Raw genomic sequence first — 26,606 nt, forward strand, 5'->3', positions numbered from 1 at the left:
ATGACGTTGAATGGTATTATTCACCACCTCATCAACCTCAATCAACTGCTGTTTTCTAAGCGTCACGGCAGCAGCCGAATAGTTTATCGCCAATAACGTATAAACCGTCGGCAGCACAAACAAGGTGACTTATCTGCCAGATCTTAAAATTAATCCCTACCTGCTTTATTCAGCACTAACAACCTGTTTTTCAACTATATTACCTGTAATGTAAAAATTACTTCTCTGCCATTTCAATAATTTGCTTTGCCGTTTTGCCGTTAAGTTTTTCCTTCATAAGCGTTAACGCATCATCTCCATCTTTGGCAACCAAAACAGACTGCATGGAGAGTTTCAAAAACGCTTTTTCAAATTTTGCCATTTCTTCAGGTGACATATTTTTCGCCATTTTTTCAGCCGAGGCTTTCATCGCTTCATCATTCGAAGCATCAAATGTTGGCTCGCCACCACAGCCAACCAAAAACATAGATAATAGTAGTGGTAATATAATTTTCTTCATAAATTAACCCTTATTAGTTGGTTTTATCCAATCCCTTAGAACTCATAATGTGAACATAAATTATACATACATATCGATTTAAATATATAAAAAGAAGTAAACACTTTTATTTTATTAAAAAATGTAAATTTATCTTTAGAATAATGAAATTATTAGTCATATCCTCTGACGTTCTTTGTTGTGCTTCTGATTGATAATAGGCAGGTTATTAATGTGGATAAAAGGGTGATGTAACGCCGCAGCAAGTATTTTAATGAAAAATAACTCAGCCCGTCTGATGGTTATAGTCATCATCAAGACGGGCTGAGTTATAGGGTATATACCGTGATATTTCAACCAAGAGGCCTACTGGCATAGGCTCGACATTCGATTATGGTATCATCAGGCTGTCCTGAAGTTCATTAAGCTGGTTCTGCAACTGCTGTAATTCCAGTTGTTTTTGCATTTCAGATTGCGATGGTTTCTGCTGCGCTTCACGCATACGTTTTTCCAGTTCAGCGATCTGTTTTTCCATTTTCACTTTGCCTGTGGCTTTAGTTTTCAACTGGCTAAACAGGCGATTCAACGACTTTTGCAATGTGGCCTGAGAACGTTTTCTGCTTTCCAAATTTGCCTGACCCGCTTTTTTCTCGCGCTCAATAGCGTCATAAACCGCTTTGAACTCTTTATTCAGTGTCTGTTCATGCTGTAGCACTTTTTCTTTATCAACGACTCTCTGATCCCAAGTCCCGGAGTAATTACAATTAAATTTCGCAATAATACTCATATCCCCTGTCGTGGGATCACACTCTTGTGCATTAGTGACACACCCGGTCAGTGCCATGCTGATTACTAACATCATCAATATACGCATGAGAACTCCTTATCAGCTCACTTTAATCGCGGTACGTTGTTCATACAGACTATCCAGCTCTTGTTGCAGCGAGCCGATATTTTTGCGCATTTGGACAATTTGGTTATTCAGATCCTTGGTTTTAGTTCCGTCTTCCGCGATCTGAGTAGAAACACTCTGCCACTGATTTTCATGTTCCTTCATTTCTTTAATGGTATTGCGCAAATAAACAATATTGGCATCAAGACCCTTCAGTTGTTTTTGCACCTGATCTTTTTTCACGACCTTCGCCGCTATGTCCTTATTAATCTGTGCCAGGGTGAGTTTATCTGTCTTAATCACCTCTTTGGCTGTAGCAGTCACGTTTTTAATACGTTGATTTTCTGCTTTAACATCATTAATTGAGGCGGCCAGTAGTTGTTCTTCGCTGGCATATTTTTTGCGCTGGTTATCCAGATAGGCGTTGGCACCCACCCCCACGCCACAGCCCACAATAGCGGCGGCCGCAATACATATCGCTTGATGGTCGCCATTGACGAGCAGACAGGCAAGTGCCCCTGCTGCCGCGCCTGCCGCACAAGCCTGCCAGCCTGATTTATTAAAAAACTCAACGTCCTGACTCTGAGTCAGACGAGAATCGACTTCTCCCGTCTGCGCGGAAGGGCCTTGCGGCGTTTGGCAGGCGACCAGTAGAAAAATCATGCAGAGAGAAATCATAGAACGCATGGATTGCAGTACCATTTCTTATATATCCTTTCTTAAATAAAGTGATGACTGTTAATTATTCTTCTTACATGACTCCAGCCAACTATCCCGTGCAACTCTTCCGTTCTTCCAGTACTCCTGAAGATTCTTCCAGTAAGTATTGAGATAACCATTCAGATTCGTTTTTCCACGAGCGGACATCTGTTGCTGAACAACACGAATTTGTGGAGCAATAAGCTCCGCGTTATAGGTGACGCCCATATCCACCAAGGTGTCAGCATAATAATTGACAATAAAATTGAGCACCTTTTTATGCTGATCTAACTGTGATTGGCGACGGGAACAATTCGCATCCAGCTCACTGCCCGCCTTACAGGTTTTTTCATACAACCCGTTCAACCGATCGTAAAATTCACCATCATCCTTTAATTTTGTACACAAAAATGCCCCAAGTTGCAGGGAAGTACGTATCGCCTGATCGCGTTGTTCGTCACGCAATTGTGCATTTGCACGGAGATCGGCACGCAACTGTTCTAATTGTTTCTTCAGTGCCGTATCTTGCACTTGAGCCGAAATGTTGCTCAGGTTATCAATGGAATCAGGCGATTTTTTCTCTTTCGCTTGTGGATTGTCTGTGCCTAATGCTTTCCACTCTTCGGCGATTTCTTTGATACGATCGCGCGAAGTTAACGTCGGCGAAACCAGCACCAGACGAAATCCGAGAGTTTTGTTCTTATTATCACTCTGCCCGGTGTAATAGGGTTCTTCTCCACGCAGTGAGCTACGTATATCACTTTGCGGCGTCAGGAAATTTCCGCCTCTGACGATATACCCCCCCGCTTTACCATGCTGGCGATCCAATTTATTTAAGTGAAAAGGCTCAAACATCATTTCAGAAGCATTACCCAACATATCATGCAAACCCAGCGGATTAGGTTTAAGCAATCCCGCAAGCTGAAGTTTACCATTGGAGGATTGAGTGCCAGAAAACCACGCATAGCTAGTTATCCCTTCCGGCATCGGGAAACGTTGATCGCGAAATTCAGCCGTGGAAACAGCCAAACCGCCACGGGCAGCAAATTCCCATTCTGTTTCGGTTGGTAAGCGCAGGAAACCCGGCTTTCCATCTTCAACCGGCAGCGCCTTAGGCTGGTTTTTCAGCAACCAAAGGTTGTATTGATTAGCAAAATTCATCGCATCAACCCAACCTATGTTCACTTTGGGCAAACGCAGTTTCATATTCGGTGTAGGACACTGGCCTGTCAGTGCCTGATATTGCAAATCTGTCAGCTCGTACTTCGCCATCAGGAAATAACGCCCCTTGCCGGATTTACCTTCGGCAAAACTACCCGCAATATGTTCCGCACGTGCCTGTTCTAAATAACCCCATTCGTCATTTGCACCACCGCCAAGGGTAATGCTGTAATCCTGCAACGGCTGACTAAGGGGAATCGAAACTTTACGAAACGCCATCGCACCCTCACAAGGCATCGGTAATATCACATCATCTGGCAGTGGCTTGGGATTGTAGTATTTTTCTTCCCAGACGGCACTGGCAGAAAACGGCAGCATTGCCAGAAAAAGCCCTGCCAATGCCGTATTCAAACCATAATTAAATCTCACGTAAACTCTCCGCAGGTTCAATTTTCAACGCGCGTAAGGCTCCCACCGCAGCAACACCCAGTGCGACCACTAGAACACTCAATAAGGCCATCAGCAGGTGCCAAGGTTCCAAATGACACACAAACGCTGTTTCAGGTAATGAAGCGCCCAATACGTTATTAAATAACTGACTGGCGACAAAGTAGAGCAATAAACCCACTCCCCAGGCACTGCCAGTAAGAAGCAACGCCTGAATTAAGACAAACACCACCACAGCCTGACGACGGAAACCCAATAACCTGAGCACCGCCATATCTTTTCTTTTGCGATCGATATTTGCCATAAAAGCCCCTACTAATGAAGCAATACAGCCAGTGGCCGATATCCAAGCGATAACAGTAAAAATCAAACCGAGAACATGATCAATAGCGCGTACAGATTCAATCTCCGCCTGTTGTGTTACCGTTTCGATGTGCTGCTGTTGTAACCACTCTGCCAATTCCGCCACGCTATCAATGCTATTTGCGTATAGCCGCGCTTTGGCAAAAGTGGTGCGTTCACGAGTTGGTGTCCCATCATGTACCTTGAATAAGGTAACTTGATAACCATCACGGTAATCTTCCATAGCCACCAGAAGGGGCAGCGTGACGAAGGCAGCAGGCCGGGCGAATTTTGCTCCGTCAACCACATCAATGACCGTCAGCGTATGTTGTACGTGTTCGTTTATACCATCCCGTTTACGGGCAATCACTAACCGCAGGCTATCCCCTGTTTTTATCTGTAAACGCTCTGCGGCACTGGCACTGAGCACAACCTGCTGTTCATTTTGTGGCTCTTTGGCATTCACCAACAGCGGATCATGCAAAGCAGTCGGAATAATTTCAGCATTGCTGACAAAACGCTGGTTATCTCTGACCAGATCGGCCTGCGTATTCAGGGAGCGGGTCAACGGAATGACAAAACCCACATCAGGACGAGCCGCAAGCTGCATCAACCATGTGTGGTCATAGTTACCATTACCCAGCATACGAACTTCCCGCGTGCGTGGATCATCCAGCAATGTGTGACGAAGCTGGCTCACGATGCCATTTTTCAGCCCGAACAGCAGTAACAAAGGCGTGATCACGGCAATCAGCGAAAAAATGATACAAAGCGCAACCTTGCGATCGTGAATTAAATCAGCCAGCGCCATACGGGGCAAAAGCAAGCGAGAGGGTCGTGCATCAGCATTAACAGGTTGTAAAGACACTTTGTTTTCCATCCACTGTAGCGGCGTAGCGTTTAAGGCCAAAATCCGTAACCCGCTGCCAGTCGTGACTCACAATAATGGCAACTAAATTGAGTGCTTTCACCATTTCCACTATCAGGCTAAAAAGCGTTTCGGCGTTGTAAGGGTCGAGTGCCGCTGTCGGTTCATCCGCCAGTAACAGTTTCGGCTGATGGGCAATTGCACGGGCAAAGGCCACGCGCTGACGCTCCCCAATCGAAAGTTGAGAAGGCATTTTTTTCATCAGTCCAGCGATACTTAAACGGGTAATCGCCGTATCCAGCCACTCAGAACGCGCCACCAGCCCGGCTATTTGGCGGGGCAACTGGATATTTTGTTCGACTGAGAGCCAAGGAAGCAGCCCGCCATGCTGCAACATAAAACCAAGATCCTTGGCACGCACTTGAGCAAGCTGATTTTCCTCACCTCCCAGCAGAGAAGCGGTAATATCACGCGGCGGTATTCCCAACTGGTAACATTCCAGACTGTCAGGCTGGAGTATCCCGCCGATCATCTCCAGCAAAGTACTTTTGCCACAGCCACTCGGCCCCGTTAACGCAGCGACTTCTCCTGCGTTCAGCGACAACCGGGGCAGGCTGACGGTAAAACCTTGATCTGCCTGCCCGCGCTGTATCTGCATCGATTGGATGTACAACATTATGGAAGATTTTCCAACGGAACGGGATAGACGTTATCCCGCGGATCACTGTCTGGTGCCAAGGAAATCCAACGATCTACATCTTCGTTATAGCGCTGGTAATAATTCAGCTTAGTATTCAAACGGCGGATAAAACGCTCTTGCTCCAGACCATCCCAGCTTTTCCACGTCTCTTCATCCAGACTCAGCACTTCACTGAGATAAGGTAAACCTTCGATGTATTCACCCAGTAATCCCATTTCACTCAGTTTGGTTGCCTGTTTATTTTTTGCCTGTTTAGGATCATTTCCCATCGTGGCAGCTAATGAACGCAGGCTGGCAAACATATCATCTGGCGAAATCAAACCTTCATTCGCTGCATTAACAACCTTCTTCATGACTTCGCTCAGATCGCTTAACTCACTCTTGGTGAGCAGCACTTTAACCTCTGTCGCCGGAATGTTTTGATGCACAAGATCGCGATCACTGATCCAAGATTTAAACACAGGCGGCGCTTGAGTCCCCTGTTTGTCACCCAGATACGCTAATCGCATAGCGTGTCCCAACAACGCAGCATCATGTAATAGAGGCTCTTTGGACAACTCCGATTTTTTACCCATATAGGATTCGTTGGCACCCAGCGCGCTGCCTACGGTTTCTTCACCACGCCATGCTGTTTTAATCTGGCTGGTAATGGCATTGGCAAGGTTATCAACTATCGTGCCAAAACTGTTCACGTCACCAGAGTTAATCGGATAATAAAGCGGCTTGTGCAAGAAAGCATTGAGCGTCAAATCACGATACTGATTCTCCGCAGAAGCGTGGTTTTTATGTCCTGAAGGCGTTTTCAAATGGAGTGCATACAATGCCACGCCGCGATAGGTTGCTTCCAAACGCACCTGAGTGGCGTCCAACTGAGTCGAAGATAATTTATCATTCCCTTCCAGCGCTCCCGCATCCGTCACCAGAATCACGTAACGGGCACCGAATTTTGTCCAGTCCACTTTATCCAGCGCGGTCATGACTCCGGCATAAGCATCTTCATTCACTTTACTGCTGGAAACAGTGGCCTGTTTAAGATCGCGCACTTTAGCCAGAAAATCTTTACCATCTTTGACCGTATTGGGATCAACATACATTTTGCTGTCATATTCCAGACCCGGGACAGCAGCAACGTTTGAACGATAAGCGACTAGACCAAACTTCACCTGACCGAGTAAGTTTTCTTTTTCAATGCGCTGATAGATTTTTTCAATCGCCTGCTTAGTGCGATCAATGTAAGGCCCCATTGAGATAGTGGAATCAATCACAAAAACGACCGATGCCGAGAAGCCTTTCATCATGTTTTTTTCTTTATCGGGAGAGGGACTGGCGTTCTTACCCGATAATGCACTGGCCGTTTTGCCAGCTTCGCTCACCGAAGCGACATTAAGTACCCGAACCTGATAGCCCGTGTCAGTAAAAATATCATCGGAACCCAGCACCGGCAGCAGATAAAAATTTTTCTGCTGATCGATCATATAATCCGGTTCACGCGCCAGCACAGAAGGGACGGACTTACCCGCTTTCAGATCATTCAGTAGCGGTTGTAATTGTGTTGCCGGTTTCGCATTGTTCAGGATCTTTTCCACATCCGTTTTATCGCGGAAGAACAGCATCGGGTTACGACCTGAAGGGTTGGTAAAAGCTAAAGTGAGCTGCATTTTCCAATCTACGCTACAATTGGCTTTCATCCAGCCACGGGAATTTCCATAGCTATCAGGACCAACCCATAGCCATTCTTCGTTACCCTGTTTTTGGCGCTGGTAGACGTAAAAACGGCTGAAAGCAGGTTGTACCTTCCCTTTTTCACCGACCTTCGCCGACAGTTCACAGCCTGGATAGGTCAGTACACGCTGATAGAGTGTTTGCTTTCCTTCCTGTAAAAGCGGTTTTTGTGCTGCCAATGCCCCTGCCGATGCCATCAACGCCAAGGCGGGAAAACCCGCCTTCAGCCAGTTAAGGTGTTTCATTATACTTTCCTATTTTTTCAGTGCCGCTAAACGCGCTTTGGCTTCACTGTTCTGCGGGTCCTGATTAATCAGGATTTCGTACCAATAAATGGCCGTTTGAGCATCCGCAACAAAACAACCCTTCTTTGTCGCTGTTTTCGGATCGTATTCTTGGGCATAACGCAGCGCGATTTGCTTATCACCCGACTGCGATTTATAAGCATAAAGCCGCTGTGCGATGTCACACTGTCCAGCATTTTTTGCCTGACTGATAATTTCCTGTACTTGCAGGCTGGAAGGCTGGCTGCGCAGACAACTTTTAACAAACTCCAGCCCGTTGCCTTTGGTCATATTTTCCATCGCACAAGGAGCAGTTACTGATGCACTGGCTATGACAGGCTCCTGCTTTTCCTGCGGTTTCAGCAACCACCAAAGCACAACGGCAACAACAGCAATGACCAGTAAGGTCAGGACAATCAGCATTCCTTTGTTCGGTTTTTTGGCTGATGCAGGTGATGCTGCGCCAATCCGTTCATTGACGGGTATTGGCTGAGGCTCCGGCAGCTCATGGGATTCTGACACAGTGAGTTCAACGAATGATTCAACAGAGGGGGTTTCCGTCGGAATTGAGACTGGCGGTTCCTGAGCCGGAGGCACATGTTCACTCACATTGTCAGAAGGGGTATGCTCCCCTTTGGCTAAAGAACTTAAAACCCCATTGGCAATTTTCAGCCCGCCAACCTCACGCTGTGTATCGTCTATTACCGTAACGCGATACGCCACCTGACGTTCCGCCAGCAGCGCATCAACCAACTCAGGGCCAACACGGGCTTCTACCGCGCCATCGACTTCCTGCAACTCAGGCAAGAGCAGCCACTCTTCATTGTTGACCCACTGCCCCTGACCATTCAGAAAACAGCGATCCTGATTACGCTGGATGGATATCTTGACGCCTTCAGTGGCACCCTGCCAATCCTCAATGCGTAACACAGCATATCCGGGTTCAACCGGTTCATAAGGCCTCAGCTCTGGTTTAATCACAACTCGTTACTCCGACGACAGTTGAATACGATGAATAATGGTGCCCAACCGTTCATTCTGAACGGCGGTAATTTCGCGTCCCGCAGAATGACCCGCGTTTTCTTTGATTATTTCGCCGAAGCCGAACAACCAGTCAAAGATAAACATAGCGCTGTAGTTCAGTTGTTCGTTTGTCAGCCGATAAAGGCGTTCGTCACCTTTCCACAAGGCAGGATCTTTTTTGTCCGGACGGGCAAAAATAGGCTGCCCTTTGTTAATGCGACTCGCCGGGCGTTTCTCACTCGGTACATTCTGATAGCCCAACCAAGTAATGAAATCATTCATAATGTGCATCACACGGGATACCTGACGCTCCATCATTTTTTCCCGCCGTACACCCGCCTGCTCAGTATTCGCCAACACCTTCATCAGCTCACCTTCGACGTTCATCCGCTGGATCGCGGTGATTAATTCATCCACCAACACTTCGACAATAGAACGGGAAAGCCCGATAGAATCCGTCATACTGGTTTGTTCAGGTACAGTGCGCAAGTAATTGATCCACAGTTTGATCACTCGATGAGCAAACTCCTGTTCATGGCTGTGAGCCGAGACGGTTTCATCCGGAGTATCACTGAAAAGATCAAAATCACTGCCAATCCCGAAGGCAGCGACGGATTCCTTTGCATCTTTACCCTCTGTGGATAAATCAAGTTCAGCTTCCTGCATATAAAGCTCTTGCAGTGCTTTTCGTTGAGGAACTAAGCCCGCCAGCAGTTCGCCATGCCTTCCGGCACGGTTTTGTAATGCCTTCAGGATCTCTTCGGAGATAAGCCTTTTTTTCTCCACTTCTTCTGCGCCATCAGGCTGATACCAAGCGTGTAAATTTCCTTCCACCAGTTCATGGCGCGTTTCATTTAACTGTTCAGTAATGCGCTCTAACTTCATTTCACGCTGGGCGACGATGCCTAAATAATCCGCTAACCGGCGCATACCACCATCATTTAATTGCAGCATGGCATCCCAAGCTTGCTCAGGTGAGGCAATATGGCGTTGGATTGCAGCATCTTCGAGGAAAGTTTTTTTCATCAAGGTCAGCTTGGAAGCCGTCTCCTGACTGAACTCCGCCTCGCAGCCCTCTTTCATTGTGATGAATGGCGTGGCCTGACACGGTTTACGCACCAGAAATGCATTGTTAAAGGCACGACCGGGCTGCCATTCCTGCATCCAAGGAAAATGGCCGAAACGTTCGGTCATGGCGATTTTGATCATCCCGCCCTGCCCCCAGACCTCACGCAGCATATCTTCTGATTTGGTCAGCTCCTGGGTAATACGTAAATCGAGTTTGGTGATCGCCCAGACCAATCCTGCTGGGCGACGTGCGCGGCTGTCAGCATCAGCGCCCTGGCTATAACGTATCCATTCATCCAGTACACCTCCCACATCTTTCACGTTGGATTGTTCATTCGAAGGCGTACAAACCACCAGAACATTCATCTCCTGATTGAGGGTGTAACGCTCAAACAAATAGGCCACTTTGCCACGCAGGATTAACTGTGCCAGTGGATTGCTGTCGTCGCTTTCAGCCGCGTTCTGGAGATAATTCAGAGATTCCACACCCAGACGGCCACGATAACCGGGGAAGTCCAGCAAATCGACTTCCTCAAATAACCGTTCTCGCGTGGAGGAAAGTAACGGAACATGCAACTCCACAGTCAGTGCCGTGAGTTCTGCCAGAGAAACTGATACCGGTGCAGCCAGCCCATTTTCTCGTTCCGGGCACACCGTAACCTGCAAATCGTTGCTCTTATTCAGGCGCTCCAGCATATCGACGTTCATAATGCTGTTAGTTTGTACCAACCTGCCATTCTGCTCAGTGACCAACACATTAAGTGGTGCTCTGACAACGCTGGTGCCCCCCAGACGTTGTAGCGTATGCGCAAATCGGCGGTAAGCCTCTGTGAATTCATGGATATTGCCCCATAATTCACCAAATAACTGAGCACGATCATCAATCGACAACCAAGGTGCCAGCTCTACCGCCGTTGGCCAGTATTGCAGAGCCATTTTGCTCTGGCTCTTTTCTGCATGGCGGATCAGATAGTCCCATAGCGCGACCACATCATCTTCCGCCACCCCCGGGACTTTATGCGCCTGACGTCGCTCGTTCAGTGAGGTAAGCAGCGTATTGATGCGTTTTTCATCATAATTCCAGTCGATTTTCTCCTGATTGAAATCATGAATAAATGCATTAGCGAAGATTTTGGCAATCTCCGCTTCGTTGAACAGTTGTAGCTCAATCGGCCAATCAGGGTTAGATGGCCGCGCGTGGCGGCTAAAACGTGTAACCAGGCCGGTGGCTTCTTTTCCGCCACCCGGGGGATTGATATGTTCGATAAAATCAAGCTGATACGGCCCCATCTGGGTTTCCAGACGCCCGTTCTCCCCGGCCGCCAATGAGGAGATCAGATAAGATTTCCCCGCTTGAGATAAACCAAAAAAACCAATGGTCATGGGGTGAGTAGCCGCTTTGGCCAATCTCTGCGCGGTATTTCGGCTACGGCGCAGCTTCAGTTTCAACCGATCCGCTTCTGTGTTGAGACGCGGGGCATTTCCACGCACCTCTTCAACCCATTCAATCGCCTGACCTGCCCCTTGCGCCACGTCAAGCCACGCTTGTTTTAATTGTTCGGGAGTAAAATGTTTCATCAGATTTTAATGCTCCCACTGTCGAGCCAATAATGAGTTTCACCCAAGCCGTTTCCGACCAGAGTATTCAATTTGAAACTCACGTCCTGTGGACGCGGGTTCTGCGTAGATTCGACGATCTCCATCTCGCTGATACGGAACTTCTCAGGGCTTCCGTTAGTTTCAGCTTCTTGCCCACGCCCTTCTTCCACCTCCAGTTTCAGTCGCAATACCGCATCACCAGATAAAGCTGTCGCTAAGCGCGTTCCCGGAATTTTCAAGGTGTATAGTGGCGTCGCAGGCCAGCGTTCATTATCAAGCTGACGGAAGCCAAGCCGCATTTCGCCACGAGACTCAAAATATTGCTGGTTATCCAACTGGAATCCCGGGGTGTCCAGATCAATATCCCGATAAAACACGTTGCTGTCTTTCAGCAAATTATTACTGTCGAGCATGCCGAAATAACGGATAGTCGAATAAGGCTTGAAATTGGCCGTACGGAAATAGAAGTTACTCAACCGTGATTTCTCGGCCAGCAGGCAAAGCATCGCGCCCACCGCCGCCGTGGATTTAGGATCGTCAATTAATCCTTTTTTATTGAACGGATACCAACCGCCCGTTTCGTAACCATGCAAGGGGAGAATGCGTGCAGGCGGTACGGGCTGTAAGTGGCGGATCAATGCCTGAATCCCCGGCAGACGGGAAGGCCGCCCGGTTAACAACAAAATGTCGCAGTTGTAGTGCCAGAGAACTTCGCACAACCCGCGTAAGCTACCGCAAATATTGATGCGGTTATGACGGGCATCGATAAATTCGTTATGCAGTTTCATCAAATTGATGTTTAACGGCACATTGAGAATGGAAAATGGGTTTTCTATTCCCGCGGGTAAACTGCGTTTAACTTCTTCATCAACATATTCACAAACTTTATCCGTCGGTTGATGAGAAAGTAGATCATTGAACGTTGCACTAATAACTTGCTCACCCGCCTCTGGCGTAAATTTTTCATAACGATGCAAAATAGCAAGTGCCACAGGCGCAAATATTTGCAGTGTCAGTTGCTGGCGTAGCACCTGTTTGCCTGCCTCCAACGCTTCACTGCCGAATAAGCGCGACATTAATGCTTCAGCATCTAAATCTTGATAGCCAATATTGAGCAACGCGGCTTCGAATGCAGGCTGCAAATAGAGTTGGATCACATCCAACAGAATATCATCACCCGCAACTTTAAACCCCTCACGGAATAGCTGTGTCGGAACGATACGCACATTACTGCCGTTCCCTTCATCCAAGGTATAACGGGTAATCACCAAATCGGTTGTACCACCACCAATATCGATAGAGGCAATTTTCAACGTGCGATCATTACCCGCTTCCCGTTTATTATCAGGCCGCACTGTGGCTGCAAAAAACTCTTCACTCCGGCCACCAAAATAGTTTTGCGTCTCGTTGTAGAGATAAACTAACTGACCACAGGTCGCTTCATCCCATTTCACATGCACGTCAGGCAAGGTACGTTTGCGGGAGACGTTTTTATCTTCCCGACCGTTTTCATCAACACCCTGATCCATCTCTTCCCAATCCAGCGCCTTCCACACCAGCCTGATGGCCTGTGTCATTGCTTTCTGGAAAATCGCGCGCTCAGGTTTTGGCATCGCCGGCGGCACGGTGAGAATGATATTTTTTAACTGACGAGGGGTACTGGCATGACGCATTTTCAAACGTTGAGCCGGACTGTTAATCTGCATCAATGCCTGTGCCAATACTTCAGACAACATCATGGTCATCAAAGTACTGCGGCTATATTCCGGCGTAAACACCGGCATACGCTCAGAAGGCTTAAGTGCATAAAGCGCCTCGCCTTTGTCATTGATCATGTAGGTCATCGGCGCTGCCGTCGCCTGAGGTTCACGATCCGATTTCACAAAAGCACGGCTGAAACGCCAGCCAGGGGAGTAAGGTGCGTCATCCCACAAATAGCGTTTTGGACTGGAAAGCCCCGTTGAGCCTTCTGTACCCAAACGCTGTGAGGCCATACGAAACGCTTCTTCGCCCACACGACCAATGGTCGGCCAAGTAAACGCATCGCTGCGCCCGCTTTTGACAGAAAAATCCTGCTTCCCGAATTCGGCTTGAGCGAACTCCAGACGGCTGTCAAAAGGATCAGTATAAATATACTGCGGTTCACTCAGGTCACGTAATTGAAGCTGATAGAGATTCGACAGACCTTGATCGCCATCTCGGTGTTCTTCAATTAAGATCCCACAACTGCGTGAGTTACCAATATCGAGCACTAAATCGACATTAATAGGATTATCCTGAAGTTTAACATCGTTGAGCTGAACTTCAGGAACCTGCAACAACGCATTGAGTGCATTAATCAAATTGAGATAATGCGCTTGATGTTCCTTCCGGTTCAAACAGTTTTCAGTATCTACATGATATTGACGCCACAATGCGGTGGCACGTTCGGTATAGGTTTCCCGCAGCCAGTCATCCACCCATTTCAGCAACAGAAAATCGCCCATCTCATGATGAGTCTCTGCCAGCGCAAAGCCCACACCGGAACGCACATCATCATCGACAGGCTCCAGATACTGGGTATTTCGCCTATCTGGAGACACTTTGGTATCAAAGGCCAAAGTCACGCGCCAGGTATTCCCCTGTTCATCCGGTGTATCCAGTGCATGAAATTTCACTCGCGACCAGTTAGTCGGCCCCTGCGCAAAACTCCGTGACGAGTTAAAGCGGAAGAAAGGCAGCGGTAACCAAATGTCATTGTATATTTCAAGGGATTTCTCCAGTACCAGCGAGTAATCGGAGTCCGCCGCGAATGCAGATGAACCTGACGCTGAAGGTACAAGAAAATTCTCATCTCTTTCGTTATATACCAGACGAATGACCGGGTTATCTTCCCCGGCCAGTAGAAATTCACCGTATTCTTTCTTTTTGGGTAACGCGAAAGCAAAATCCAGAAACTGAATGCCACTGTCACGAATCAATGTCACTTTTTCTTTGAAATCGGTAATCGTTGCCAGCATGCTGTTAATTTGCCTCTCGCTTCATCGACATGGGAAATAACGTTTTTTCGTCATAACGTCCTTTACACTCCGCTGTACCTTGGCTGCCTGATTGACAAACCACTTCAGGCATCGTGTAAACCGAACCATCGCTACACTTCGCTTCACCAATATTATCCAATTGCAGCGCCCCTGAATTCATCGCTGCCTTAACGGGAGCCTGGCAACGAACACCGTCACCGCGCGTCATTTCAACCTGCCCTTTACCCTCTGCCATCTGATACGTCAGACTGAGTGGTTTGCCAGTACGACTATCCTGAATTCCGGCACCTGCGTGCCAGCTACCATTGAGAAAATCAGTGGTACCCTGCCGCACTGCGATATCTGGGATTGTGAGCGCCTCAGCAGGCGGTGAAACCTGTACTGGAGGGACATTAACCTCAGGCAGGGAAGATTTTGGCGTGCCATTGGATACCCCATCCGCAACTGGCGGTATCGGCTGAGTTGGGATTATCGGTTCAATCGGATTCACTTCTGGTGAAACAGGGGAAGTTCCATCGACGGAGGAAGATGTGCCATCTATAGGCATCGCACCGTTAGCAGGCACAGTACTATTAACAGAAGCCGTGCCATTGACGGAACTCATTCCTTTCACAAGAGGTAAAGAATGAGATTCACTCACTGATAGAGCTGGAACTGATCGTTCTGGTACGGGTTTCCCCTCTTTCGAGATTATTTCACCTTGAAGTGGCGCTGTAGAATGAGTGGAAGGTGTCATCCCCCAAATATAGACATCCGGTACGCAACCACGCAGTAACAACAGAGCGAACAAAATCAATAACAGAGGCAGAAGCCACCACAACCAATGAGGCAATAGCCAACGTCGAGAACGTTCGGATACAGGCGGCGGCGTTGCAACCACAGTTTCAGCCGTGTGTTCGGTTGGTGCAACCGAAGCAACTGATGGCGTCACAGAACGTACTGCCTCTAAGCACTCAAGAGGATTGGGACGAGCCTGCTGCTTCGCACTGACAAATCCCCAAAAAGTCACCACGGGTTTACCATCGACCAAATAGATATGATCCTGATCGGGAAACTGGATAGTTTTACTCAGCAAAGCGCCAAAAAGACGCATTTCAGGTGCCTTTTGCTGGATCATTTGTGCACTGAGCCGTTCGATAGCGGCTTGGTGAGCTTCCAGTTGCCGCAATGCTGACTGACGTTCATCATACGTTGCGGCCGACCAGGGAACGACGTTACCTGAAAAGCCGGCATACCAATCTATCCGATCACCCTGCTCATTGCCCTGTGGGATTGCCAGTGAATTAGCAACATCAGAGAGCTGCCGCAGGCGCAAGGTTTCTCGCAACTGTAATGCGGAAAGATGCACAGCCTGACCATTTTCTCCCAGCGGCAGATAACTTTCGAGTTTATCACCACGTAAAAAAGTTTTTTTCACGAGAAGCCGTTCCTTGCTATCAGAAAATACGACGTTGATGTATTCATTTTGCCTAAAAATGCCATTGTAACGACAACGGAAAGCTCAGTAAAACCCCTGTGTTTTTATTGCGCGATAATGCTCACCAACGCACATGTATTTATCTGGAAAATACCTTGCTTAACATAATTTTTTTACTCATTGCAATTTTCCGGAATATAATCCTGCATTGCTTGATTTATTACCTGATTAAACTGATTGGCATCATTCGCTGTGAATACTTTGCCACCAGTCTGACTGGCAATGCAATTTCCCGCACCACTACTCATGATATCGACAACATTAACCTGTAGCCGGGGTTTGTTCTCTTTCAACGCACGAGCGACAGCACAGGGATCACCGCCACAAGTTTCATCACCATCTGAAATTAATAAGATTATCGCATCGCGATTCACACCATCCACTAAAGCCCCAGCCTTTTCCAAAGCCAGTGCCAGAGGCGTTTTTCCATCCGGTGTAATACGATCAATCGCTCGTTTCAGTGCTGGCCGCTGCGTAGGCGAAAAAGGTAATGATGCGGAAACATGCCTGCAATCGAACGCTGCCACCAAGCTGACATTCATATCTGAAGGCAATTTATCGATAATCTTCTTCGCCGACTTCTTGGCCAGAGTAATACGGCTGGGTTCTCGCTCGATGTATTCGAAGGCTTTTCTTTGCAACAAATACTGTAGTTCTTGTGGAGTGACATCCACACTGATAGACATTGAGCCAGAAGCATCAAAAACCACCACAACCTCTGGAGCCTGATTCCGTTTTCGCTGAGACGGACATCGCTTTCTGACATCCGCAGGCGGGGATATCACCACAGCTTCAGGTTTTACCTCTGGCACGGTTGGCGCGGGTTGTTCTATTGGTTTCTCTATTGGTTGCTCTATTCGTTGCTCTACTGGCTGTTCTACTGGTTTTACCAGCAGAGGTTTTACTACCACAGAGGGATCAGGTTGTTTTATCGCAATATGAGTGTGACTGCGTGGCAGGCAGCCGCGCAGCAACCACAGCAATAATAGAATGAACAATAACAACAGCAACCACCATAACCAGCGCGGCTTTCGTTTCTGTTCTGGCTGAGATGTGACAAGATCGGGAGAAGCAGTCCCACTTCCGGCAATATTTTGAGATGCAGATGCGCTCATCGGCTCCCAAAGGATAACGGGTTGGTTATCCACACTCCAAATGTGTTCTTCAGCAGGAAACTGGCTGATTTTTCCCAGTAACGTCAGTAATTCACTATCAACTCCCTCTTTTTCACTTAGCTGTTCACGCAGGCGAGCTAATACCGTCAATTGACGGGCAATTTGCGCCTGGAGCTTCTCGCGTTCTATCGCAGATAACTGAGCAAAAGGGACGGGTTGACCTTGTAAATCACTGTACCATTCAATGGCACCATCACTGCTTTTGACAGGTTTAGCAAATAATGTAGAAAAATTTATCGGTAGATGCTGAACTAACGCAGAGTGTAGGGCATCATAGTGACGTAATAGATACTCACTTTGAGCACGTTCATGCGCTACTGTACGCGTTATTCTTATCATGCCTGCGACCCGCTTGCGGATGTGTAAGTCCTTTTAATGCACCCAAAAGCGCTAATCCGTATGGGAATGTGATTTAATACATGAAAAACAGTCTCCTCCATTTCTCATGCGTATTTTAAGCCGTTAAACCACAAGTTTTTGAATCGGGTCATGATATAGATGCGTTCAACTTTTGTAAAGAAAACTAAATAAATGGCTGTTTATTGTGAAATTATTGGGGGTTTATTCTAATAATCTTATAAATTCATTGATTAGATGTATATTTATTGGCTCTGTATTCCAATCTGTTGAGACCCTCTTTCATATCCAATGAGTTCACCACTGCCTCCGGCTCCCGTTACCACGAGATTAAATGATACATTGAGCTATCCAGCCATCAATTTCTGATTTAATAAAAGCGACTGAGGGAGAGCCGATTTTGACCTGTTTCAGCAATATTCCATTCCCAATGAATTTGTAGATCCACGCCTCTCTATAATATTTATAATAACCTTTTGGGATTTTCGGTCTTAGGTAATATATCTTTAAATACGTTGTCAAATTCATAGTCCACGAATCATCGGGATAAATTCCACATAGATATCTTTTCTCATATATTTTCCCTCTTTGAAAATTTGGTCGGCTTTTCAGGGGAAATAAATAAGAGAAAATTGTTCATCTATAAATAACAAAGGCCCGATGTCTCAACCAAACATTATGACCGCTACGACTACCTGAAAGAGAAACGGGAGATTGTGGAGAGATGGAAAGGTAGGTTATTATTGCTGTAGGTATAATTCCAATTTTCTACGGGAATACAAAATATCAATAAATTAGGGGAACAATTCTCTCTCAACTCTCAGAATTTTCTATAAAAATAAATAATAAAATGAATTACACTAATTCTTAGTTACTATTCTTAAATAAAATAATGGTTACAATTAATAAATACAAACATATAAGGTAACGTAAGCTTTTTATTTTTAAAGTTTAAAATAAATATTTTTACAATAAGCTACTTATTGTTATTTATTGATGACTGCCAAATATAATTAGATGTTTTCAATTTCTTTTTTTACGTAGTATTCAGATTAGTCAACGAAGGTAGAGAGTAATTGGTTGTAATATTTCTCTGTCTGAACTGACGAAAAAAAATTATCTAGATCGTAAAAAATCTTATAATTGTTAAATAAAAGGATAACACCATGAATATAACAGAAGCTGGATCTCATAAAGAAGCTATAATAAATAATATAATACTAACAAACTACGGCGAAGTTGAAATTAGCGTCACCCTTCCTCTTGATAACGACGTTAGAAACACCATTACCGTAAATTTGTATAGTAAAATAACTGGACCAACAATTGGAACAGGAACAGCTGCTAATCCAGACTCAATTATAGCATTAATGCAATATACAGGCATTTTGCACCATTATTCAGGAGGAAAAAAAATAAATTTTACAAAAAAAGATAAATCAGGAGATGACAAATATCCTAGAATTGATAGTATTACTCTTGACGACCCAGGCACAGATTAAAGCAGGAAAATAATGGCAAGGAAGCCGTTAGCCCTTATCGCATTACCTGCCCATAATGAAAAATTTCACCATAATTAATTTTTAACCCATAATTCTCTGCGGGTTCATATCAACCTCACTCATCTCCTCCTGCTTCAAATTCCACACCGAATCTTCCGGCGTCTAGACACGAACGTCTAACCAAGTGCCAGCAGGTAAATCACAGACCTCATCATCGGTGTAATAGGTCTGACTTGATGCGCCTATTCTGCAATCGGGCAGGCATATGCGCGTTCTGTCGGTGGGTTAGGTTTTACCTGCCTTACTGCGTTCTTCATCAGACAGTGCTTCATAACGGGTAATTTCCGTATTCAGTGTGTCGAACTGTTGGCTTCATTCAAATAAGAGTAATATCATTTGGAATACTGTTACTACCCATATTCTGACTGAATTAGACAGGCTGATTTCTTCCACTAACCTTGAATTTTCCACAGGATATAAAGAATAAGCCCTCTTATATAGCCCCATAGAGATATTTTTATTTTTATGAAAGTTAATTAATTTTGCCCAAAAATTTTAAGCATCAACGCTAAGATCACACTTTAAATAATAGGAGTTTATAATCCTAACTTCCTCATTTTTTGCCAATGCTCTTATATCTTCTGAGATTTTTTCGTTATTTGACATCCTTCTAAAAAACTTTCTTTTTCTCAATAATTTTTTCTCTGGATTGAAAAAAACAAATGCCTTATACAGTAAAGTTGTATGTATATTTACAATGGTAAAAACAAAAAGTAAGAACGTGAAAACACATAATAAAAAACCTATCCATCCATGATTAATTATTAGCTCTACAGTTTTAACCAAATCCATAATCAACCCTTATTATTAATTTATGAGTTATTCTTAATCTTTTAATACCTGACCAACTTTAGATAACATCCCCCTCACAATGCTGCCATGAGTAAGAGACACGGGTATCATATACACTTTTCCAAAAAAATTATGCGTTATCACAGATGCAGTCACAGTAGCTATACAACCGCCTTTATGATTATCATCAGAGAAAACATTCAGAGATATCAGCACCGTCAAATGTATGTCCTTAGACAATAGACATATTTCATCATCACTGATACGTACAATCTTAAAAAAATCGATATAGCTTCCAGCGTGAAATTCTTTATTTAAATTTTCATCTGAGAATCCATGAATTTTTTCTAAACCAGCAAGACTTGATATTTTATCTCTTATTGAAAAAGACAGACGTAACCATAATGGTGTTTTTTGTGTCATTTGATTATAAACATCAAGGGCAGTCATTTTGTTTTCAATAAAAACTTTCTGCTGACTATAATAACCTAGATTATCTTTTTTATCTAAAAGAAAAACACCGAATTTATCACTATAGTACATGTTTCACCATAATATTATTTACTAAAAAATAATTTCCATAGCACTAATCAATATTACTAATTAGGTATGTCATATGATCTGAGCAGCCACCAGTTTGTATCTTTATTGTACTTCCATATCTCTATATCATCACTTATATAGCTACATAGATTTTCACGGGATAACGGGACACATAGATATTTTTTTATTTATTTCAAATAATTATCCTAACCAATTTTATCCCACTTATCCCGTAGCACAGAAATACTATTTTTAACTCTTTAGTATTCAATTAATTACAGCCTACCAAAAAAATCTTTTTCGGGATAACTAAATTATCAGAGTACAACACTATCTATCTTCACATCACGGGATGCAATGAGATAATACGGGATAATTCAAAAAAACATAACCTACTGATTATAGATAATTAAATGTTTTTTATCCCGTTACCCCGTTATACCAATGTTTTTATCTTGTGTGAGGGCTAATCCTCATCATTTAAAACCAGAACCACAAACCGCCCCTGAGTGCCAGTCACTGAAATGGTTTTACTGATAAAGCGGTCTTTCTCCATTTTAATCAACATCCCGGCTTCTTCCAGAGCCTCAAAGCCTGATTTCTTCTGTATTCCCTGCAATATTTCCTCTTCAAACACACTGGGGATAATGTGATATTCCACCTGTCCATCACTGCGGCGATTATGCACCAGATAACCCGCAAGATTATTAATTCTCATAGCGTTAGCGGTGTCTATATTGCCATTCAGTTTTCCATAGGAATAAGGCTGAAAACGCGATAAGCCGTATTTCTGGATAAAATCACGGACACGGGTGACAACCTGATATTTTTCACGGTTCCCAATACCAAAATCTTCTAACCAGCCATCAAAACTTTGCTTTATCGCAGTGTGACAATCTTCCTTGCTCCAGACTGTGATGTGTGTCGCCAGTTCTCGGCTGCATCCAGTAAGCGCCAGCGCACCAGAAACTACCTTAGCGGCTTCAAAAATAGTGATCCCTTTAGCTCTTGCCACTAAATCCAGTCCATCACCGTGATTCGGTTGGTCGCACTGGCGACAATGCCAGTCGCCATTATCATGATCATCAATAAAGTGAAATAAGATAGCCTAATTTCAATAATTATAAATTAGGCTAATCAAATTATCTGACTAAGGAATAATGTTATTTTTTCAAATAAATACAATCGTTTGGTAGGATCAAGCGTTTCAATCCCCATAGTGCTAACACTGCTGGTACTATATTTGCATAATATGCAGTACTAAAAGCATACTTACCTAGTAATAAAAATATCACAGCAAGTATTAATGATAGGATGAATATAATGATAGAGCCGCTTATGCGGGGAGCTTTACCTTGTTTTTTATAAAAACCGTATTTTTCTAAAATTGAGGAATAGATCGTGATGAATTTATTTTTTTCTTCTAAAGATTTAAATGCGGGAATCGATACTCCTGGATAACTAGGAAGCTCAATTGATACACTTTTACTTGGTGTTTCAGAAGACACTTCACCAACTTCCGAAGGAAATATAATTGAAAAACTATCCATGGACTCAAGATAGCCTTCAGTTATAGTTTTGTTATTAATTTTCTCAATATATTCATTAATGCTGCCCTCTATTATTTTATTGATAATAATATTTTTATATATTATTAGACACAAAGCCTGCCCATCTTCAGTAGTTTCACTTAAGTAAAATGTGGCAATATCATTTTGCATAAATACTCCAATAATCAGTAAATAGTTAATTGAATAAGCTAACTAGTTAATCATGCTTTCAATCATTATGACAAGGCTAACGCATGGAAAACTTCTGCCTACATGAATCAACCAAAAAGATATTTTACGACAATCTCAAACAACTACTCGCTACTCAACAAAAACTCAGCATCTCAGCATCTCAACAAAACCTTACAAACCCAAGCGCAGCCTCAGTCAGAACGTATTAAGCCACGTCTGGTACAAACAAATCAGTGATTACCTGATCGCTAATGGTCGTGATTGTTGCTCTGAATCATGGGTGAAAGATAACCTCAAAGCCACTTATCTGGGGTTTGAAGAAGTTGAGTACACAGATTTTGTTACCGGTGAATTGATTACAAAACAGGAGCTGCGCCATACATCCAAATTGGATAAGGGCGATATGCATTACTACATGAGTCAAATCGAGGCGTGAGCGGCTCAGTTTGGTCTGATACTGAAAACGCCAGACGACAGTGAATACATGAAGCTTAAGCGGAAACAGGAACAGTGAAACTAGAAAAAGGCAAGGTTTACGTAGTTGCAAGACTGATAGAGTGTATGCCTGAAAGCATGAAGCCAATTGTTATCTTTGCGTTAGCAACCGGACTTAGACGCTCCAACATTATCGACCTAGAATGGCAACAGGTCGATATGCAAAGAAAGGTGGCATGGATAAACCCGGATACCCTGCACTTACTCTGGCTGAAGCAACGTCAAAAGCTCAAGAAGCCCAAGAGCAATTATCCTCTCCTAATCAGGCCATCATAAATCACACCACAATTGAACAGCTATTCAGTGAATATATTGCCGACCAGAAACGCCGTGGCAAGAGATCTTATGATAAAACCCAATACAGGCTAAATCAGGTATTAGATAGCCAGCACATTAAGAGAAATACTCCAGCAAAAGATATTACCCCAGAACATATTAAAAGGGTATTAGCTGAATTTATCTCACGCGGTGCTGTTGCTGGCTCAAATAAGGTTCGTGCAAATCTTCATGCAGTATTTAACTTCGGTCTATTCGCGGACAATGATCCTGCCAAACTGAACGAGAAAGTTATTTATGGTCTTGACCGAAACCCCGTGACCATCGTTCCACGCCAAGAGGGAGCAGATAAGGCGTTGGATAGATTTTTATCTTGGGATGAAATGAAAGAGATTCTAAAACTATTTCGTATTTCGTCGACAGTATTCCCAATCCATCCTGATTATGGCCGGTTAATATTGCTTTGCATCTTCACAGGTGGACAACGCCCCTGGGAAATAATGACCAATACAAGAGATAACTGGGATAAAAAGAATAACACGCTGACAGTCCCACCTCATATTTCAAAAAACGGTGATTACCACGTAATTCCATTGTGTGAATCTGCAACTGAAATATTAGAATGCCAAGCCAAACAATATCCAGGCTCAGAATTCCTGTTTCCCGGAGAGACTAAAGAAGGTCATTTACTCACTGCTGAATATGCCAAGCAGATCCGCAAATTTTGTGCTCGCTATGATTTTGAAAAATTTACACCAAGGGATATTAGACGAACCTTTAAGACGCTGGCAGGAGAGATGGGGATCAGTTCTGAGATGAGAGATAGGTTGCAGAATCATAAAAAACCCGGTGTCTCAACCAAACACTATGATCGCTACGACTATCTGAAAGAAAAACGGGAAATTATAGCGCAATGGGAAAGTAAGTTACTATCACTATAGGGCAGAAAACTGCCCTTTGAGATTCAGGCAGTTTTCTAACAAAGCTGAGTTGTTTGGATTGACTTAATCCTCATATTGCTAAATATGCCAAATAGTAATTTGTCTGTTTTCATTTAGGATTTATCTCATCGCAATATTTACTTTCATTTGAATTAATAGCTTACATTTATATATTCAATGCAAATATATCATTTGTTATTATTATTTTTCATTAAATAAAAAAGTCAGAAAATAAAAAACCTCATTGCTAAAAATAGTCTTTTTTGTGATCGAACGCATAAAATAAACATGATCATGATTTTGCCAAAGCCGTTACCTATTTTTTTATTTTTATCTCATGAAGTTACGAAAAAAACACCTTTTATGGATAAACATTAAGTGGTTCGATATACTAATCACATACGCTATCTAAGAATATTATTTTTCAACAGCAATTATTTTAACTTTTTACGCTGCTATTGTCGGATGTCATTTTTTATTTCACTTTATTTAATTTGGCCTTTACTCCTTCGTTATTTATTATTGCCTTCATTTTATTTATCACGGATCAGCCGATATATTCGGACAACAAAGTCTCTTCAAATTATCGCAAAACAACCTATTGCGTCCTGAATTAACCAATTTGTCGGAGACAATGTGAGTTAGATTTAAATCTTGTACCCGAATGTTATGGCCTGCGTCGTTATCAGGTGGGATGCCTATTACATAACGTTCCATCATCTCAGGGAGACACACCATGTCAATAAAGAAGAACATCGATAAATTGAAGAAAGGACAAGCCCTTGTTCAGCAGGGGCAAGAGGCTGTTCAGAAAGCGAAACAGGTTGCAGGCAAATTAGGCGGCGGCATTTCAGGTGGCAGCATTGCAGGAACGGCAGGCTTAATGCCGGGCGGCGGTTTTGCCGGCGGAATAGGCGGCCGTTCAGGCAGCGGCATTACAAGCACCGCGGGCTTAATCCCGGGTGGCGGTTTTACCGGTGGAAAGGGGCTGGCAGAACGCGCAGCCGGTGGGCAGAATGCGGCCACCAAAGCGCTGGAAAAAGCCGCCCAGATGCTGATGGGAGGGCGTGACCCGAGTGGCCTGCAATTTACCCTGACCGCAGGCGGCTTACCGCCGCAGACGTTTGTCGTGACCGATTTCACGCTGAACGAAAGTTTTTCTCAGCCGTTCAGCCTGAGTGTGGGACTGGCGAGCGCTGACCCAGCTATCGATTTTCCGGCAGTACTGGATCGCACCGCCACGCTGACCATTCTGCAAAACGGTATCGAACAACGCAGCATCACGGGGATCGTTTCCCGCTTTGAGCAGGGTAATACCGGGTTGCACCAGACTACCTACCAAATGACTATCCGCCCTGACCTGTGGCGCACGACCCTGAGACAGAACTCGCGCATTTTCCAGCAGCAGGATATCGCCACCATCCTCACCACCCTGCTGAAAGAACACAACATCCGCGATGTGATCTTCAGCCTACGCCATCCTCACCCGGCGCGCGAATTCTGCGTGCAGTATCAGGAAAGCGACTTCGATTTTCTGCAACGGCTGACCGCCGAAGAAGGCATTTTCTACTTCTTCGAATGCAGTAACGGGCGTAATACACTGGTGTTTGCCGACGATTGCGGTTCAGTGCCGCCGGGCATCCGCCTGCCCTATCAGCCGGGAGAAGGCAGCACGCTGGGCGAGCCGGCGGTCAGCAGCCTGACCAGCAGCGCACAGGTGCGCCCGGCTCAGGTACAGCTTAAGGATTACACCTTCAAGAATCCGGCGTGGCCGGCGGAATTTCACCAGCAGATGCTGGACGAAAATCTGCAACAACTGTACTACGAGCACTACGACTACCCCGGCCGCTTCAAGGACGAAGCACATGGCAAGGATTTTACCCGCTACCGGCTGGAAGCGCTGCGTAGCGATGCCGTGACCGGACAGGGCAGTGGCAACGCCATCGCCCTGCAACCGGGCAAACTGTTCATCCTCGATAACCATCCACGGGCAGACCTGAATCAGTCATGGCAGACCATCTCTGCCAGCCACAGCGGCAGCCAGCCACAGGCACTGGAAACTGCCAGCTCAGGCTCCGGCACGACGCTGCACAGCCACTTCTCCTTCATCCGCCAGAACCAGAACTGGCGCCCGGCGCCGTTGCCCAAACCGGTGATTGATGGCCCGCAAATCGCCAAGGTGGTCGGCCCGGCCGGCGAAGAAATTTTCTGTGACCAGTACGGGCGCGTGCGTCTGCAATTCCCGTGGGACAGGTACGGACGCAGCGACGACCAAAGCTCCTGCTGGATACGGGTCAGCCAGCCGTGGGCCGGTCAGGGCTGGGGGATGCTCGCCATTCCGCGTATTGGACAAGAAGTGGTAGTGGATTTCCTGCACAGCGACCCCGACCAACCGATAGTGACCGGGCGGACTTACCATGCCAGCAACATCCCGCCGGGTACCTTGCCGGGCAGCAAAACCCAGATGGCGTTCCGCTCCAAAACTCACAAGGGACAGGGCTACAACGAACTGCTGTTTGAGGATGCCAAGGGCAGCGAACTGCTGTCACTGCACGCGCAAAAGGATATGTACACCAAGGTGCTCAACAACCGCGATACCCATGTGCTCGCCAACCACAGCGAAACCGTGGAGAAAAACCAGACCATCAAGGTCAATGAGAACAAAGAGGAAACTGTCACGCTCAACAGCACGGAAACGGTGAAGGAGGTGCGCAAACTGATCACTGGCAAGGACTACATTATCGAGGTCGGTGCGCATAAGGCCGAGACCATCACCAATACCCTTGCCATCAACGTCGGGGATGTGATTGAGCTGCGCTGCGGTCTGAGTGTGTTGCGCATGGACAGTGCCGGACGTATCACCCTTCAGGGCAGTGAGTTCAAGTTTGAGGCCAGCGGGGCGGTGCAAATCACCGGTAAAGACATTGACCTGAACTAAGAAGG

General features: G+C 45.2%; 20 protein-coding genes and 2 pseudogenes. 5 read left to right on the plus strand and 17 right to left on the minus strand.

The annotated features are described in order from the left end of the window. Window positions 1-217 precede the first annotated feature (217 nt). The 13 genes from PSI22_RS13795 to PSI22_RS13855 all read right to left on the minus strand — a co-directional run bounded on the left by PSI22_RS13795 (window position 218) and on the right by PSI22_RS13855 (window position 17,840). The gene (locus PSI22_RS13795; RefSeq protein WP_038202456.1) at window positions 218-499 is read right to left on the minus strand and encodes a DUF6694 family lipoprotein; all 282 of its coding nucleotides are present in this window, start codon (window positions 497-499) and stop codon (window positions 218-220) included. Window positions 500-869: 370 nt separating this feature from the next. Further along, complete coding sequence (locus tag PSI22_RS13800) at window positions 870-1,352, minus strand: hypothetical protein (RefSeq protein WP_273580242.1); 483 nt, start codon at window positions 1,350-1,352, stop codon at window positions 870-872. Between the two features lie 12 nt (window positions 1,353-1,364). After that, the gene (locus PSI22_RS13805; RefSeq protein WP_273580243.1) at window positions 1,365-2,072 is read right to left on the minus strand and encodes a hypothetical protein; all 708 of its coding nucleotides are present in this window, start codon (window positions 2,070-2,072) and stop codon (window positions 1,365-1,367) included. A gap of 36 nt (window positions 2,073-2,108) precedes the next feature. Further along, window positions 2,109-3,608 carry an SUMF1/EgtB/PvdO family nonheme iron enzyme gene (locus PSI22_RS13810; protein ID WP_306310590.1) on the minus strand — a complete coding sequence of 500 codons (1,500 nt, stop codon included), beginning with the start codon at window positions 3,606-3,608 and terminating at the stop codon, window positions 2,109-2,111. Window positions 3,609-3,648: 40 nt separating this feature from the next. Beyond that, a complete protein-coding gene (locus PSI22_RS13815) occupies window positions 3,649-4,887 on the minus strand; it encodes an ABC transporter permease (protein ID WP_273580245.1) in 1,239 nt (412 codons plus the stop codon). Continuing rightward, the gene (locus PSI22_RS13820) at window positions 4,868-5,563 is read right to left on the minus strand and encodes an ABC transporter ATP-binding protein (protein ID WP_273580246.1); all 696 of its coding nucleotides are present in this window, start codon (window positions 5,561-5,563) and stop codon (window positions 4,868-4,870) included. Before PSI22_RS13820 ends, PSI22_RS13815 begins: the two co-directional genes overlap by 20 nt. Further along, complete coding sequence (locus PSI22_RS13825; protein ID WP_273580247.1) at window positions 5,563-7,554, minus strand: vWA domain-containing protein; 1,992 nt, start codon at window positions 7,552-7,554, stop codon at window positions 5,563-5,565. The genes PSI22_RS13820 and PSI22_RS13825 overlap by 1 nt, the downstream gene beginning before the upstream one ends. Window positions 7,555-7,563: 9 nt before the next feature. Next, the gene (locus tag PSI22_RS13830) at window positions 7,564-8,574 is read right to left on the minus strand and encodes a hypothetical protein (protein ID WP_273580248.1); all 1,011 of its coding nucleotides are present in this window, start codon (window positions 8,572-8,574) and stop codon (window positions 7,564-7,566) included. Window positions 8,575-8,580: 6 nt separating this feature from the next. Beyond that, on the minus strand, window positions 8,581-11,262 hold the full coding sequence (locus tag PSI22_RS13835) for a putative virulence factor (protein WP_273580249.1): 2,682 nt from the start codon (window positions 11,260-11,262) through the stop codon (window positions 8,581-8,583). Then, the gene (locus PSI22_RS13840) at window positions 11,262-14,282 is read right to left on the minus strand and encodes a virulence factor SrfB (RefSeq protein ID WP_273580250.1); all 3,021 of its coding nucleotides are present in this window, start codon (window positions 14,280-14,282) and stop codon (window positions 11,262-11,264) included. The genes PSI22_RS13835 and PSI22_RS13840 overlap by 1 nt, the downstream gene beginning before the upstream one ends. 4 nt (window positions 14,283-14,286) lie before the next feature. Beyond that, window positions 14,287-15,720, minus strand: a complete 1,434-nt coding sequence (locus tag PSI22_RS13845; protein WP_273580251.1) for an SrfA family protein — start codon at window positions 15,718-15,720, stop codon at window positions 14,287-14,289. 173 nt (window positions 15,721-15,893) lie between these two features. Then, window positions 15,894-17,294, minus strand: a complete 1,401-nt coding sequence (locus tag PSI22_RS13850) for a VWA domain-containing protein (RefSeq protein WP_273580252.1) — start codon at window positions 17,292-17,294, stop codon at window positions 15,894-15,896. Between the two features lie 348 nt (window positions 17,295-17,642). After that, window positions 17,643-17,840, minus strand: coding sequence for a helix-turn-helix transcriptional regulator (locus tag PSI22_RS13855; protein WP_273580253.1), 198 nt, complete (start codon window positions 17,838-17,840; stop codon window positions 17,643-17,645). A gap of 638 nt (window positions 17,841-18,478) precedes the next feature. Between PSI22_RS13855 and PSI22_RS13860 the strand changes: the two genes are divergently transcribed. After that, complete coding sequence (locus PSI22_RS13860) at window positions 18,479-18,814, plus strand: hypothetical protein (protein ID WP_273580254.1); 336 nt, start codon at window positions 18,479-18,481, stop codon at window positions 18,812-18,814. Between the two features lie 555 nt (window positions 18,815-19,369). Here the strand turns inward: PSI22_RS13860 and PSI22_RS13865 are convergent. The 4 genes and pseudogenes from PSI22_RS13865 to PSI22_RS13880 form a co-directional block, all read right to left on the minus strand. Further along, the gene (locus PSI22_RS13865) at window positions 19,370-19,666 is read right to left on the minus strand and encodes a hypothetical protein (protein ID WP_273580255.1); all 297 of its coding nucleotides are present in this window, start codon (window positions 19,664-19,666) and stop codon (window positions 19,370-19,372) included. Between the two features lie 33 nt (window positions 19,667-19,699). Then, window positions 19,700-20,209 (minus strand): DUF2867 domain-containing protein, encoded by a 510-nt coding sequence (locus PSI22_RS13870; protein WP_273580256.1) that lies wholly within the window; start codon window positions 20,207-20,209, stop codon window positions 19,700-19,702. A 949-nt stretch (window positions 20,210-21,158) separates the two neighbouring features. Next, window positions 21,159-21,308 (minus strand): annotated as a pseudogene (locus PSI22_RS13875) (primase-helicase zinc-binding domain-containing protein); the annotation flags it as partial. Window positions 21,309-21,372: 64 nt separating this feature from the next. Next, on the minus strand, window positions 21,373-21,930 hold the full coding sequence (locus tag PSI22_RS13880) for a hypothetical protein (RefSeq protein WP_273580257.1): 558 nt from the start codon (window positions 21,928-21,930) through the stop codon (window positions 21,373-21,375). A gap of 301 nt (window positions 21,931-22,231) precedes the next feature. On the opposite strand from PSI22_RS13880, the gene PSI22_RS13885 reads away from it, so the two are divergent. The 4 genes and pseudogenes from PSI22_RS13885 to PSI22_RS13900 all read left to right on the plus strand — a co-directional run bounded on the left by PSI22_RS13885 (window position 22,232) and on the right by PSI22_RS13900 (window position 26,601). Then, the gene (locus tag PSI22_RS13885) at window positions 22,232-22,387 is read left to right on the plus strand and encodes a NinB/YbcN family protein (protein ID WP_273580258.1); all 156 of its coding nucleotides are present in this window, start codon (window positions 22,232-22,234) and stop codon (window positions 22,385-22,387) included. Window positions 22,388-22,497: 110 nt separating this feature from the next. Continuing rightward, a pseudogene (locus PSI22_RS13890) lies at window positions 22,498-22,638 on the plus strand (tyrosine-type recombinase/integrase); the annotation flags it as partial. Beyond that, complete coding sequence (locus PSI22_RS13895; RefSeq protein WP_273580259.1) at window positions 22,623-23,663, plus strand: tyrosine-type recombinase/integrase; 1,041 nt, start codon at window positions 22,623-22,625, stop codon at window positions 23,661-23,663. The pseudogene PSI22_RS13890 and the gene PSI22_RS13895, both read left to right, overlap by 16 nt. Window positions 23,664-24,399: 736 nt before the next feature. After that, the gene (locus PSI22_RS13900) at window positions 24,400-26,601 is read left to right on the plus strand and encodes a type VI secretion system Vgr family protein (RefSeq protein ID WP_370689032.1); all 2,202 of its coding nucleotides are present in this window, start codon (window positions 24,400-24,402) and stop codon (window positions 26,599-26,601) included. Window positions 26,602-26,606: the final 5 nt, after the last annotated feature.

It is taken from the genome of Xenorhabdus aichiensis (genome assembly GCF_028598775.1).
Classification (GTDB): Bacteria; Pseudomonadota; Gammaproteobacteria; order Enterobacterales; family Enterobacteriaceae; genus Xenorhabdus; species Xenorhabdus bovienii.